The organism is Kitasatospora putterlickiae, from assembly GCF_039527695.1.
Taxonomy (GTDB): Bacteria; Actinomycetota; Actinomycetes; order Streptomycetales; family Streptomycetaceae; genus Kitasatospora; species Kitasatospora putterlickiae.
In genome coordinates, this window is the sequence record NZ_BAAAKJ010000024.1 from 1 (window position 1) to 12,807 (window position 12,807).

15 protein-coding genes are annotated in these 12,807 nt (G+C 73.9%); 7 read left to right on the forward strand and 8 right to left on the reverse strand.

The genetic code is table 11. The annotated features are described in order from the left end of the window. The 5 genes from ABD308_RS02975 to ABD308_RS02995 form a co-directional block, all read right to left on the reverse strand. Nucleotides 1-385: MFS transporter (locus tag ABD308_RS02975; RefSeq protein ID WP_344325053.1), on the reverse strand; the 385-nt coding region annotated here is incomplete at its 3' end. Beyond that, complete coding sequence (locus ABD308_RS02980) at nucleotides 382-1,005, reverse strand: TetR/AcrR family transcriptional regulator (protein WP_344325057.1); 624 nt, start codon at nucleotides 1,003-1,005, stop codon at nucleotides 382-384. The genes ABD308_RS02975 and ABD308_RS02980, both read right to left, overlap by 4 nt. A 336-nt stretch (nucleotides 1,006-1,341) precedes the next feature. Further along, a complete protein-coding gene (locus ABD308_RS02985) occupies nucleotides 1,342-2,703 on the reverse strand; it encodes a cation:proton antiporter (RefSeq protein WP_344325060.1) in 1,362 nt (453 codons plus the stop codon). Between the two features lie 7 nt (nucleotides 2,704-2,710). Next, a complete protein-coding gene (locus ABD308_RS02990; RefSeq protein ID WP_344325063.1) occupies nucleotides 2,711-3,196 on the reverse strand; it encodes a cation:proton antiporter regulatory subunit in 486 nt (161 codons plus the stop codon). Nucleotides 3,197-3,444: 248 nt separating this feature from the next. After that, nucleotides 3,445-3,624, reverse strand: coding sequence for an antitoxin (locus tag ABD308_RS02995; protein WP_344325066.1), 180 nt, complete (start codon nucleotides 3,622-3,624; stop codon nucleotides 3,445-3,447). 228 nt (nucleotides 3,625-3,852) lie between these two features. Between ABD308_RS02995 and ABD308_RS03000 the strand changes: the two genes are divergently transcribed. The 4 genes from ABD308_RS03000 to thrS all read left to right on the forward strand — a co-directional run bounded on the left by ABD308_RS03000 (nucleotide 3,853) and on the right by thrS (nucleotide 9,295). Further along, nucleotides 3,853-5,343: a M28 family metallopeptidase gene (locus tag ABD308_RS03000; protein WP_425554678.1), complete on the forward strand. Its 1,491-nt coding sequence runs from the start codon at nucleotides 3,853-3,855 to the stop codon at nucleotides 5,341-5,343. 159 nt (nucleotides 5,344-5,502) lie between these two features. After that, nucleotides 5,503-6,915 carry a dihydrolipoyl dehydrogenase gene (gene lpdA, locus ABD308_RS03005; protein ID WP_344325069.1) on the forward strand — a complete coding sequence of 471 codons (1,413 nt, stop codon included), beginning with the start codon at nucleotides 5,503-5,505 and terminating at the stop codon, nucleotides 6,913-6,915. A 126-nt stretch (nucleotides 6,916-7,041) separates the two neighbouring features. Beyond that, nucleotides 7,042-7,773, forward strand: coding sequence for a leucine-rich repeat domain-containing protein (locus ABD308_RS03010; RefSeq protein WP_344325072.1), 732 nt, complete (start codon nucleotides 7,042-7,044; stop codon nucleotides 7,771-7,773). Between the two features lie 217 nt (nucleotides 7,774-7,990). Next, a complete protein-coding gene (gene thrS / locus ABD308_RS03015; protein ID WP_344325075.1) occupies nucleotides 7,991-9,295 on the forward strand; it encodes a threonine--tRNA ligase in 1,305 nt (434 codons plus the stop codon). Between the two features lie 23 nt (nucleotides 9,296-9,318). Here the strand turns inward: thrS and ABD308_RS03020 are convergent, their stop codons facing one another. Continuing rightward, nucleotides 9,319-9,750, reverse strand: coding sequence for a VOC family protein (locus tag ABD308_RS03020; RefSeq protein WP_344325078.1), 432 nt, complete (start codon nucleotides 9,748-9,750; stop codon nucleotides 9,319-9,321). Nucleotides 9,751-9,816: 66 nt separating this feature from the next. Between ABD308_RS03020 and ABD308_RS03025 the strand changes: the two genes are divergently transcribed. Then, nucleotides 9,817-10,290 carry a MarR family winged helix-turn-helix transcriptional regulator gene (locus tag ABD308_RS03025; RefSeq protein ID WP_344325081.1) on the forward strand — a complete coding sequence of 158 codons (474 nt, stop codon included), beginning with the start codon at nucleotides 9,817-9,819 and terminating at the stop codon, nucleotides 10,288-10,290. A gap of 18 nt (nucleotides 10,291-10,308) precedes the next feature. Here ABD308_RS03025 and ABD308_RS03030 read toward each other — a convergent pair whose 3' ends face one another. Next, nucleotides 10,309-10,914: a C40 family peptidase gene (locus ABD308_RS03030; RefSeq protein ID WP_344325084.1), complete on the reverse strand. Its 606-nt coding sequence runs from the start codon at nucleotides 10,912-10,914 to the stop codon at nucleotides 10,309-10,311. A gap of 226 nt (nucleotides 10,915-11,140) precedes the next feature. Between ABD308_RS03030 and ABD308_RS03035 the strand changes: the two genes are divergently transcribed. Both ABD308_RS03035 and ABD308_RS03040 read left to right on the forward strand, forming a co-directional pair. Next, the gene (locus ABD308_RS03035; protein ID WP_344325087.1) at nucleotides 11,141-11,563 is read left to right on the forward strand and encodes a RidA family protein; all 423 of its coding nucleotides are present in this window, start codon (nucleotides 11,141-11,143) and stop codon (nucleotides 11,561-11,563) included. A gap of 48 nt (nucleotides 11,564-11,611) precedes the next feature. Next, nucleotides 11,612-12,307, forward strand: a complete 696-nt coding sequence (locus tag ABD308_RS03040) for a ScbR family autoregulator-binding transcription factor (protein ID WP_344325090.1) — start codon at nucleotides 11,612-11,614, stop codon at nucleotides 12,305-12,307. Nucleotides 12,308-12,393: 86 nt separating this feature from the next. Here ABD308_RS03040 and ABD308_RS03045 read toward each other — a convergent pair. Then, the coding region (locus ABD308_RS03045; protein WP_344325093.1) for an LLM class flavin-dependent oxidoreductase at nucleotides 12,394-12,807 on the reverse strand (414 nt) is incomplete at its 5' end.

Consider the following 12,807-nt stretch of genomic DNA (forward strand, 5'->3'; position numbering starts at 1 on the left):
CGGCCGGGAACGCGGCGCGGAGCAGGCCGAGCGCGGCGGGCTGGAGCAGCGCGCCGGCGGCGCCCTGGAGGACCCGCAGGGCGATCACCCAACCGATGCCGGGGGCGAGGCCGATCCCGGCCGAGGCGGCGCCGAAGCCGAGCACACCTACCGCGAAGACCCGGCGGTGGCCGTAGCGGTCGCCGAGCCGTCCGGCGAGGACGAGCAGGGCTGCCACGGTGACCAGGTAGGCGGTGCTGGTCCACTGCACGGCGGACAGCGAGGCGTGCAGGTCGCGCTGGAGGCTCGGCTGGGCGACGGTGAGCACGGTCCCGTCGAGGGCGACGATCGCGGCGCCGAGGACGCTGCCGGTCAGGGTGAGACGTCGCGCGCCCGCCGGGTTCACCGGAGGGCCGGACCGAGGTGGGCGTCGAGGACGGCGCGCAGCACGGGGCCGAGCCCGTCGCTCCCGGTGGCGAGGCCGAGGCTTCCCCAGGCGCGGAGCTGGGCGAGGCCGTGCAGGTTGGTCCAGAGTGCCGCCGCGACCGTCGCCGGGGAGGCGGAGTCCTCGTCCGTGGGCGGGCGGACCGCGGCCACCAGGTGGGTGAGGGCGTCGAACAACGGGAGCGAGGTGCGGCGCAGTCCGGCGCCGCTGCCCTCCAGGACATCGTGGCGGAACATCAGCTCGAACATGCCCGGCTGCTCGGCCGCGAAGGCGAGGTAGCCGCGGGCGAGCCGTTCGAGCCGGGCGCGGGCCTCGGCGGGTTCGAGGTGGGCGGCCGCCGCCCGGCCGTCGCCGCCCTGGAGTCCCAAGGCGGTGGCCAGCTCGCCGAAGCCGTGCCGGGCGATGGCCGCGAGCAGTTCGGCGTGGGTGGCGAAGTGGCGGCGCGGGGCGCCGTGCGAGACGCCGGCCCGGCGGGCGATCTCGCGCAGGGTGAGCGCGTGCACGCCCTCCAGGGCGAGCAGCTCGACGCCGGCCGCGACCAGACGGGCGCGCAGGCCGGTGGTGTTGTCCTGTTCGGTCATGGGGGAGTGTCTATCAAGATCGAGTAGACACTGTCTACTCGCGCCGGGGGTCGGGCGGCGGGCACAATCGCGGCATGGACGAGGGCGGCGAACCGGCCTGCTGGCTGGACCGGGTGTGCGACGAGTGCGGGCGGCTGCGCGAGCGGTCCGGTCCCGGCCCCTGCGAGTTCTGCGGCAGCGGGGCGCCGGCGGCCGGGGCCACGGAGCCGAACGGCGGGGGCACCGGGAACGGCGAGGGCACCGGAAACGGAGAAAGCCCCTGGGCGGACCACCGGAGGTGACCCGCCCTGGGGCAGGGTGTCGAGTCGGCGCGAGGGTGCGCCGTTCAGGATGGGGTCAGCGCGACAGGCCGTCGAGCGGCTGACCGGACTCCTCGTCCAGCGGGTCCTCCACCGGCTCCGCGCCGTCCGCCGATGCGTCGTTCGTCGATGCGCTGCTCGCCGACGCGCCGCCCGCCGGTCCGTCGTTGGTCGACGCGCCGCCCGCCGCCGTGCCCTGCGCGGGGATGCGCGCCTCGGGCGCCCACGGTCGGCGACGCCGGGCCAGCACGGCGCCCAGACGCTCCACCGCGGGCTGGGTGTAACGGGCCGCGAGCGGGCCGGTGACCACCAGGATCAGCACGTATGCGGTGGCCAGCGGGCCGAGGCCCGGCTCGATCCCGGCGGTCACGGCGAGCCCGGCGATGACGATGGAGAACTCGCCGCGCGAGACCAGCGCCCCGCCGGCCCGCCACCGGCCGCGGGTGGCGATCCCGGCGCGGCGGGCCGCCCAGTAGCCGGTCGCGATCTTGGTGAACGCGGTGACCACGGCCAGCAGCAGGGCCGGGAGCAGCACCGGCGGGATGCTGGTCGGATCGGTGCTGAGGCCGAAGAAGACGAAGAACACCGCCGCGAAGAGGTCCCGCAGCGGGCTGAGCAGGGTGTGCGCGCCTTCGGCGGCCTCGCCGGAGAGCGCGATGCCCACCAGGAACGCGCCGACCGCCGCCGACACCTGGAGCTGCTGCGCGATGCCCGCGACCAGCAGGGTGAGCCCGAGCACCACCAGGAGCAGCTTCTCCGGGTCGTCGTGGGAGACGAACCGCGAGATCAGCCGGCCGTAACGGAGCGCGATGAAGAGCACCGCGCCCGCGGTGGCGAGCGCGATGGCCAGCGTGACCGAGCCCGCGACCAGGCCCGCCCCGGCCAGCAGGGCCGTCAGGATCGGCAGGTAGACCGCCATCGCGAGGTCCTCCAGCACCAGGATGCTGAGGATCACGGGCGTCTCCCGGTTGCCGAGCCGGCCGAGGTCGCCGAGCACCTTGGCGATGACTCCCGAGGAGGAGATCCAGGTGACGCCGGCCAGCACCACGGCGGCCACCGGGCCCCAGCCGAGCAGCAGCGCGGCGACCGCGCCGGGTATCGCGTTGAGCAGGAAGTCGACCGCGCCGGCCGGGTACTGGGCCTTGAGGTTGGTGACCAGGTCGGCGGCGGTGTACTCCAGACCCAGCATCAGCAGCAGCAGGACGACGCCGATCTCGGCGCCGGTGGCCACGAACTCCTCGCTGGCGCTCAGCGGCAGCAGCCCGCCGGTGCCGAAGGCGAGGCCGCCGAGCAGGTAGAGCGGGATCGGCGAGAAGCCGTAGCGGCCGGCGATCCGGCCGAGCAGACCGAGGACGAGGATGACCGAGCCGAGCTCGATGAAGACGGTGGCGGTGTGCACCCCTCGATCACCCCCGCTCCAGGATCGCCGCCGCCGCGTCGACACCCTCGCGGGTGCCGATCACGATCAGCGTGTCGCCGCCCGCCAGCCGGAAGTCCGGCGTGGGGGAGGGGACGGCGCCGGTGCGGCGCAGCACGGCGACGATCGAGGCGCCGGTCTCGGTGCGCATCCGGGTCTCGCCGAGCAGCCGCCCGTTCCAGTAGGAGGCGCCGTCGACCGGGAGCCGCTCGGCGACCAGGCCGAGGTCGGTGGTGTGCAGCATGGCCGGGTTGTGGTGAGCCGGGGTCAGCGCGTCCACCAGGGCGGCGGACTCCTCGGCGGTCAGCCGGAAGGCCTGGGAGCAGGCGTCGGGGTCGTCCGCGCGGTAGACGTTGAGACTGCGTGAGCCGTCCCGGTGGGCGATCACGGACAGGTGCCGCTGTTCTCGGGTGGTGAGGTCGTACTGGACGCCGACACCGGGAAGCGGAGTGGTCCGGACACGGGCGATCGACACGGCGGCTGTCCTCTCGTCAGGGGGGCTCCCAGGAGGCTGCGCGCGGCGCGGGCGCGTCGGAGCAGGGGACGCCGGCGCTTGACCGTGTGTGACACACGAACGCGCAACCGGACTAATAGTAATGAGTATGTAAAGTCCGAAAACAGAGCCCCGGTCCGTGCGGGCGCTGGTGAGCGCGCACACGAACCGGGGCGACGGGCCGGGGACGGAGGAACGGCCCGGGTGAGGGGACGGGGTTCGAGCGGTGGCTACTGCGGCGGGCGGTCGTCGCGCAGCTGGTCCTTGAGCTTCTCCTGGCCCGTGTCGACGTGGCCGCTGTACTTGCCCTGGGTACGTTCGTCGACCATGTCGCCGGCCTTGTCGATGCCCTTCTCGGCCTGGCTCTCATGGCCCTTGAGCATGCTCTTGAGCTTGTCGAACATGGACATGTGGTCACACTCCCGGATGAGACGGCCCCACCTCTCCCAGCATCGCCGCACACCGGGGTGTCCGCATCCGGTCAGCTTGTGCGCCGGGCTTGGCAAGGCGGCGAGGAACATGTCAAATCGGGAGTCCACGGACCGTCGGAAGGACAAGCCTTGAACGCTCGGACCGGTCGCCCGGCCGCCACCCCACGGGCCCGCACCGCCCCCGCCCGCCGCACGGCGGGCGCCGCGCTGGCGGTGGCGGCGCTGGTCACCCCGCTGCTGCTGGTCGGCACCGGCAGTGCCGCCGCCGACCCGGACCCGGCCCGCAAGGGCGCGAAGCTGGCCACCCGTTTGGCGCAGCAGAGCAGCGCGGACGGCGCCTACGACACCCTGGAGGCGCTCCAGCGGATCGCCCGCCGCAACGGCGGCAACCGGGTGGCCGGCTCGGCCGGCCACGACCAGTCCGCCCGCTACGTCTACGAGCAGGCCCGCCGGGCCGGGCTCAAGGTGTCCAAGCAGGAGTTCGAGTACACGTTCTTCCAGGAGCTGTCCGAGCGGCTGTCGGTGGTCTCCCCGCAGGCCGAGTCCATCGCGATCAAGGCGATGACCTATTCGGTCGGCGGCCCGGAGAACGGCCTGACCGCCGCGCTCGCGGTCGTCCCGGTGGACGCCACCACCGGCTGCGAGGCCGCCGACTACGCCTCCGGCGCGGTCACCGGCCGGATCGCGCTGATCCGGCGCGGCGGCTGCGGCTTCGCGGTCAAGCAGGCCGCGGCCGCGGACGCCGGTGCCCTCGGCGCGGTGATCTACAACAACGTCGAGGGGGACCTCAACGGCACCCTCGGCGAGCCCGACCTCGGGCGGATCCCGACCGGCGGCGTCTCCCAGGCCGCCGGCCAGGCGCTGGCCGCCAAGGCGGCGGCCGGCCCGGTCACCGTCGCCCTGGACATCCGCACCTTCATGGAGAAGCGCACGACCTGGAACGTCATCGCCGAGACCCGCGGCGGCGACCCGAACAACACCGTGGTGATCGGCTCGCACCTCGATTCGGTGCTGGCCGGCCCCGGCATCAACGACAACGGCTCCGGCTCGGCCGGCATCCTGGAGGTCGCCAGGAACCTCGGCAACCGCCCGGTGAAGAACAAGATCCGGTTCGCCTGGTGGTCCGCCGAGGAGTTCGGCCTGCGGGGCTCCGCGGCGTACGTGAAGTCGCTCTCCGAGGCCGACCTGAAGAAGATCAGGCTCTACCTGAACTTCGACATGATCGCCTCGCCCAACTCCGCGCAGTTCGTCTACGACGGCGACGACTCCGACCAGGTCGGCTCCGGACCCGGCCCGGAGGGCTCGGCGCAGCTGGAGCGGCACATCACCGACTACCTGGACCGCCGCGGCCTGCCGCACGAGGGCACCGACTTCACCGGCCGCTCCGACTACGGTCCGTTCATCGACGCGGGCATCCCGGCCGGCGGCACCGACACCGGCGCCGAGGTGATCAAGACCGCCGCCCAGGCCGCCACCTACGGCGGCACCGCGGGACAGGCCTTCGACCCCTGCTACCACAAGGCCTGCGACGATCTCCGCAACCTGGACACGACCGCCTTCGACGTCAACATCGACGTCATCGCGGACTCGGTGGGCACCTACGCCTGGGACCTCTCCTCGCTGGGCGCCCCCGTCCCGCCGAAGGCCACCGCGGGCGGCACCCTCAAGGAGGGACACACGCACGGGGCCGAGGCCTGACCGCGCCCGGCCCGGCCCCCGCCCCGTTCGGCGGGCGGGGCCGGGCCGGCAACCCGGTCGGGTGTGCGACGGCAGGGGTCCGATGGGTGCGCGGGGCGGTGGCCTGACACCATGGCACCGAGATCACGACACCGTGACACCCTCGGAGGAGTCAGCACCATGAGCAGCACGCACTACGACGTCGTCGTCCTCGGCGCGGGCCCCGGAGGCTACACCGCGGCCGTCCGCTCCGCCCAGCTCGGCTTCAAGGTCGCCGTCGTCGAGTCGAAGTACTGGGGCGGGGTCTGCCTGAACGTCGGCTGCATCCCCTCCAAGGCCCTGCTGCGCAACGCGGAACTCGCGCACATCGTCACCAAGGAGGCCAAGACCTTCGGCATCAAGGTCGAGGGCCAGGTCACCTTCGACTACAGCGAGGCGTTCAAGCGCAGCCGCACCGTCGCCGACGGCCGCGTCAAGGGCGTCCACTACCTGATGAAGAAGAACGGCATCACCGAGTACGACGGCCGCGGCACCTTCGTGGACGACCACACCCTGCAGGTCGCCCTCAACGGCGGCGGCTTCGAGGTCGTCACCTTCGACCACTGCGTCATCGCCGCCGGTGCCACCACCCGGCTGCTGCCCGGCACCAGCCTGAGCGACCGCGTGGTCACCTACGAGGAGCAGATCCTCACCGAGGACCTGCCCGGCAGCATCATCATCGCCGGCGCCGGCGCGATCGGCGTCGAGTTCGCCTACGTGCTGCACAACTACGGCGTGCAGGTCACCATCGTCGAGTTCCTCGACCGGATGGTGCCGCTGGAGGACGCCGAGGTCTCCGCCGAGCTGGCCAAGCAGTACCGCAAGCTCGGCATCCAGGTGCTGACCTCCACCCGGGTCGACTCGATCGACGACAAGGACCCGGCCGCCAAGGTCAAGGTCACCGTCACCGCCAAGGACGGTCAGCAGCAGGTGCTGGAGGCCGACAAGGTGCTCCAGGCGATCGGCTTCGCCCCGCGCGTGCACGGCTACGGCCTGGAGAACACCGGGGTCAAGCTGACCGAGCGCGGCGCGATCGCGGTCGACGGCCGCGGCCGGACCAACGTGCCGCACATCTTCGCCATCGGCGACGTCACCGCCAAGCTGATGCTGGCGCACGCCGCCGAGGCGATGGCCGTGATCGCCGCCGAGACCATCGGCGACGCGGAGACCATGGAGGTGGACTTCGCGATGATCCCGCGCGCCACCTACTGCCAGCCGCAGATCGCGAGCTTCGGCTACACCGAGGCGCAGGCCCGCGACCTGGGTTACGACGTCAAGGTCGCCAAGTTCCCGTTCACCGCCAACGGCAAGGCGCACGGCCTCGGTCACCCGACCGGCTTCGTCAAGGTCATCTGTGACGACACCCATGGCGAGCTGCTCGGCGCCCACCTGATCGGGCCCGAGGTCACCGAGCTGCTGCCGGAGCTGACGCTGGCCCAGCAGTGGGACCTCACCGTGCACGAGGTCGCCCGCAACGTGCACGCCCACCCGACCCTGGGCGAGGCGGTCAAGGAGGCCGTGCACGGCCTGGCCGGCCACATGATCAACATGTGATCCTTCCGGTGCCGGGCCCGTCCGCCGGACGGGCCCGGCACCGGCGATCCGTACCCAGGCCGCCGCCGCCCTTCGCCGCGTGCCGCGCCCCCGACCGCCGCCGAACGCGTGCGGCAGGATGGCCGGGTGACCGACACCATCCTCAACCTCTGGCGCCAGCACCTCGGCACCGTGCCCGGCGAGGTCTGGGAGCGCGCCGACCTGACGGTGCTCATCCTCGCGGAGACCGGCATCACCGAAGTCCCGCCCGCCGTCGGCCGGCTGCACCAGCTGCGCACCCTCGACCTCGGGCACAACCGGATCGCCGAGGTACCGCCGGAGATCGGCGGCCTCGGCGGCCTCACCGACTTCCTCTACCTGCACGACAACGCGCTCACCGCGCTCCCGGCGGAGCTCGGCCGGCTCACCGCGCTGCGCTACCTCAACGTCGGTGAGAACCGGATCGCCGAACTCCCCGACGCCCTCGGCGCGATGGCCGGCCTGGTGGAGCTCCGCGCCCAGCACAACCGGCTCACCACGCTGCCCGAATCCCTCGGCGGCCTGCGCGCGCTGCGCGAACTCCGGCTGGGCGGCAACGCGCTGACCGCCCTGCCGGGCTCCTTCGCCGGCCTCGCCGAACTGCGCGAACTGGAACTGCGCGGCAACGCGCTCCCCGAGGTCCCGGCGGTGCTCGCCGCACTGCCGTTGCTGCGCCGGCTCGACCTGCGCGACAACCGGATCACCGCCCTGCCGCACTGGCTGGCGGACCCGGCCGCGCTGCCCGCGCTGGAGAAGCTGGACCTGCGGTGGAACACGGTCGACCCGGACCCCGCGGTGCTGTCGGCGCTGGCGGCGCGCGGCTGCCACGTCCTGCGCTGACGGTGCCCGGTGCGGCCCGCGCCGAAAACCGCTCGCCCGCCGGGGCGGGCCACTGCTAGCGTGGACGGTATGAAGCGCGCCGCAGCCGTCCTCACGACGACGCCGGAGAGAGTCCCGGCGCGCTGACTGCTGACCTAGTCCGAAGCCCCGGGGCGAGTGCCCCGGGGCTTCGCCGTACCGGTCCACTCGCCCGCCCGTCCGAGTGGAGACCACCGCCATGACCAGCAACCCCGGCGCCCCCGAGGCCGCGTCCGCGCCCCGGGCCGTACCCGCCCCGGCCCCCGACCACCGCCGGCTCGGCCGGGAACTCGAACTCTTCGGCACCGACCCGCTGATCGGCTCCGGCCTGCCCTACTGGCTGCCCGACGGCGCCGCGATCCGGCACACCCTGGAGGAGTTCATCCGCGACCGCGAGCGGCGCGCCGGCTACCGCCACGTCTACTCGCCCGTCCTCGGCAAACGCGAGCTCTACGAGATCTCCGGCCACTGGCGGCACTACCGCGACGACATGTTCCCGCCGATGGACCTGGGTGCCGACCAGGTCGTGCTGCGGCCCAGCCTCTGCCCGCACCACGCCCTGATCTACCGTTCGCGCGCCCGGAGCCACCGCGAACTCCCGCTGCGGATCGCCGAACTGGGCGGTATGTACCGCTCGGAACCGTCCGGCGTGCTCGGCGGGCTGACCCGGGTGCGGGCCATCCAGCTGAACGACGCGCACGTCTTCTGCACCCCGGAGCAGGCCGCCGACGAGGCGGTCGCCGCCCTGGAGCTGATCGCCGGGGCGCACCGGGCGCTCGGCATCCGGCCGGTCCGCCACCGGCTCTCGTTGCCCGGCGCGGGCGGCAAGTACGTGGCCGACCCGGCGCTCTGGGAGCGGGCCACCGCGCTGCTCACCGAGGTGCTGAGGCGCTCCGGGGTGCCGTTCGAGGCGGCGGAGGGCGAGGCGGCCTTCTACGGGCCGAAGATCGACATCCAGATCGCCGACGCCGCCGGGCGCGAGTCCACCCTCTCCACCGTGCAGATCGACTTCCACCAGCCGGAGCGGTTCGGCTTGCGCTACACCGGGCCGGACGGCGCCAAGCACCGCCCGGTGATGGTGCACCGCAGCGTCATCGGCAGCGTCGAGCGGGTGGTCGCCCACCTGATCGAGCTGTATCGCGGGGCCTTCCCCGCCTGGCTGGCGCCGACCCAGCTGGTCCTGCTGCCGCTCTCCGAGGGGGAGCGCGAGCGGGCCGAGCGGGTGCGCGGGCGCTGCCTGGACCTCGGGCTGCGGGTCGAGGTCGCCGGACCGGAGCGGGGCGGCCTCGGTGCCCGGATCCGGGAGGCGCGGCTGGTCCCGTACCAGGCGGTCATCGGTCCCCGGGAGGCGGCGGACGGCCTGCTCGCGCTGCGGCTGCGCGACGGCCGCCGGATCGATCCGCTGCCGGTGGCCGAGGCGCTGGCCAGGATCGGCGCACTCGTTGACGCGTGCGCCCTGGAACTGTGGGACGAGCCCGGGTCCCCCGGCGGCGGCCGGGAGTGACGACGGCGGGCCAGGGCGGGGCGTCAGTACGACTGGAGCTCGATCAGCCGGCCCTCCGGGTCGCGCAGGTGCGCCGTGCGCAGGCCGGGGCCCCACTCGGGCCGGTCGGTGGGCCCGCAGACGGGTGCGCCGCCGTGTCCCAGGCAGTGGGCGAGGGCCCGCTCGACGTCGTCGACCCGGAGGACCAGCACCGCGTCGTCCTGAGCGGCCTGCGGGTCGGCGGCCGGGCCGGTGGCCGGTGCGGCGGGCGGCGCGGCGGTGCCGACGGCGGTGGCCGACGTTCCGCGGTCGAACAGCGAGAGCACGGTCCGGCCGGTCAGGTCCCAGGCGGCGTACGGGCCTTCGGGGGCGCCCTTGGCCAGGGCGGCTCCGGTCAGCGGTGGCAGCACGGCGGCGTAGAAGCCGAAGCAGGCGGGGAAGTCGGCGACGAGCAGGCGGTGGTACGGGGCGTCCATGGCGGGGCTTCCTCCGGAGAACTGTGGGTGTCAACCCACTATAGGGATCGACCCTAGACTTGTCCCATGGTCTCCGAGGAATCCGCCGCCACCGCTCCCGCCGCGACCCCGCCGACGCTGCTGGAGCTCAGTACCTATCTGCTCTCCCGCACCGGCAAGGCCGCCCGCGGCAGGCTGGCCGAGCGGCTCGCCCGCCGGGGGCTGCGGCTGTGGGACATGGCGGTGCTCGCCGCTCTCGCCGACTTCGGCCCGCACGCGCAGCGCGACCTGGTCCGCCGGCTCGGGGTGGACCCCAGCGACATGGCCAAGGTCACCGACCGGCTGGCCGCCGACGGCTACGTCGAGCGGGCCCGTGACACCGCCGACCGCCGCCGCGTCTCGGTCACCGTCACCGATGCCGGCCGCGCCCTGCTCGCCGAACTGCGCGCCGAGGCCCGCGCCGTGCAGGACGAGATGTTGGCCCCGCTGAGCGCGGCGGAACGCCGGGTCCTGCACGACCTGCTCGGCCGCGTCCACGCGCACCTGCCGGGAGCCCCCTGAGGATCCGTTCCCCGGAGGTCAGCCGAGCGGCAGCGGACGGCGGGCGCCGGCGAACTCGCGGGACCAGCGGGGGATGCCGAGCACGCCCTCCAGCCGGGCCACCAGGGTCCCGGTGTGCTCGGCGTGGATCATCGCGGCCTCGCCGGCCCAGATGCCGACGTGGTGCAGCGGCGCGTCGGGGCGGGAGAAGAACAGCAGGTCCCCGGGGATTAGTTCGGCGCGCTCCACCGGGGCGGAGCGGTGGAACTGGGCGACGGTGTAGTGCGCCAGGTCGACGTCGCCGCCGCTCGCCCGGTACCAGCAGTGGAGCGACAGCCCGCTGCAGTCGTAGCCGACCGTGCTCTCGCCCAGGCACTGGCCGTCGAGGTAGCCGTTCTCCTCGTCGCAGAAGCCGAGGCTCGCGCCCAGCCGGTCACCGCCGCCCCACGCGTACGGAACGCCGATCTGCGAGGCCGCCACGGCGGCGACCCGTTGGCCGAGCGCGTGGTCGTGGTCCTCGTGGTCCTCGTGGCCGGGACGGGCGGCGGCGGGACCGGCGCCCAGGGCGGGGGCGAGGCCGGCCCCCAGGGCGAGTCCCAGCATCCGGCGGCGGCCCCAGGTCCTGGTGAGGTGCGGGAACGGCACGTGACCCCCTCGGTCGGTGGCGCGGTCCCGGTGCGGCCGTCGGCCCGGGCATCGGCGGACCACCAGGATCCCGGCCGGAGCCGGCACCCGCCATCACCCGCACCGGTGAATTCGCCGGCCGCGGACCCCGATCCGTCGGGGCGCCGACCGCAAATCGATTGACGCGGCCGCGGGAGATCCCAACGATGGGCCCCGGCGCGACCGAACGACCATCCGGGAGGGACCCATGAGTAGTTCCGTCAGGCTGATCCGCAACCACCGCCTCACCCAGGCCGTCGACTACGCCTACGCGGCCTCCGTGGAGGCGCCGGTCCGCTCGCTCTGGCTGGCCGGTGCCTGCCCGCTGGACGCCGAGGGCCGCACGGTGGCGGCGGGCGACTTCGTGGGCCAGGCGCACCAGGTGATGCGCAACCTGATGACCGTCCTGGAGGACGAGGGCGCCGCGCTCACCGACCTGGTGCGCACCACGGTGTACGTCGTCTCCTCCCGGCAGGCGGACCTGGTGGCCGTCTGGGACGTCTACCGCGAGTACCTCGGCGAGCACGACGTGCCCAGCACCCTGCTCGGGGTCTCCGTGCTCGGGTACCACGACCAGCTCGTCGAGGTGGAGGCGGTCGCCGTGGTGGGGCTGAACGGTGCCCCCGGGTAAGATACGGGCTGTTTGGTTTTGTTTCGGTTGTGTGCGGGGGTGGTCGTGGTGGTGCGACAGGAGCGGGCGCTGCGGACCCGGCGGCTGATTCTGGAGGCCGCGGCCTCGGTGTTCGACGAGTTCGGCTACGAGCGGGCGACCATCGGCGAGGTCGTCGCCCGGGCCGGGGTCACCCGCGGCGCCGTCTACTTCCACTTCGCGTCCAAGGCCGACCTCGCGCTGGGCGTCATCGACGGGCAGTTCGAGGCCGAGGCCGTGCCGGAACGGCCCTGCAAGCTGCAGGAGTTCGTGGACACCGGGATGGTGGTCACCCATCTGGTGCCCATCGACCCCCTGGTCAGCGCGGGTGTGCGGCTCTCGGTGGACCACGCCGCGGACCGCCGGCTCGGGGTGGACGCCGCGCCGGGCTGGATCGCCCGGCTGGAGCGGCTGCTGGTCGCCGCGGGCGAGCGGGGCGAGCTGCTGCCGCACGTGGTGCCGGCCGACACGGCCGGGCTGATGACCGCGTCCTGGGTGGGCGTGCAGCTCCAGTCGCAGCGGTTCACCGGCCGGGCCGACCTCGCGGAGCGGGTCGCCATTCTGTACCGCCACCTGATGCCGAGCATCGCCGTCCCCGGGGTGCTCGCCTGCCTCGACCTGGCCCCGGACCGCGGCGCGCGGGTGCACGCCGAGATGGTGGCCGCGCGCGGCGCGGCGGGCGGGCCCGCAGGCGGGTCCGGCGAGACCGGCGGGGCAGCCGAATGATACGGCGCGTCCGGTTTATCCGGCCGGATCGTCCGCCGCACCGCGACCTCGGAGCGTAGCCGCTACCGCCCGGCGCGGCACGGCACTCAGCGCGGCGCGGGCCGGTCCAGCGCGCGCAGGGCGTCCAGCACGTCCAGGCCGAGGTCCGGCGCGGCGTCCTCCGGGAGGCTGACCGAGACCCGGGTGGCCAGCCCGGAGTAGCGGCGGTGGATCTCCCGGGCGGCCTCCTCGACGGTGCCCGTGACGGCGAAGGTGTCGAGGACCCGGTCGTCGATCAGCGCGGCCATCTCGGGCCAGCGGCCGCGCAGCGACAGCCGGTGCAGTTCCTCGTGCAGCTGCTCCCAGCCGTGTTGGGCCAGCACCGGGCGGTAGGCGGGGGTGGAGGCGTAGAAGGCGAGCCGCTCGCGGACGGCCGCCAGGTTGGCGCGCAGCTCCTCCTCGGTGCGTCCGGTCGCGGTGAGCACGCTGCCGACGACCTCGAAGGGTCGCCCGGTCCAGGC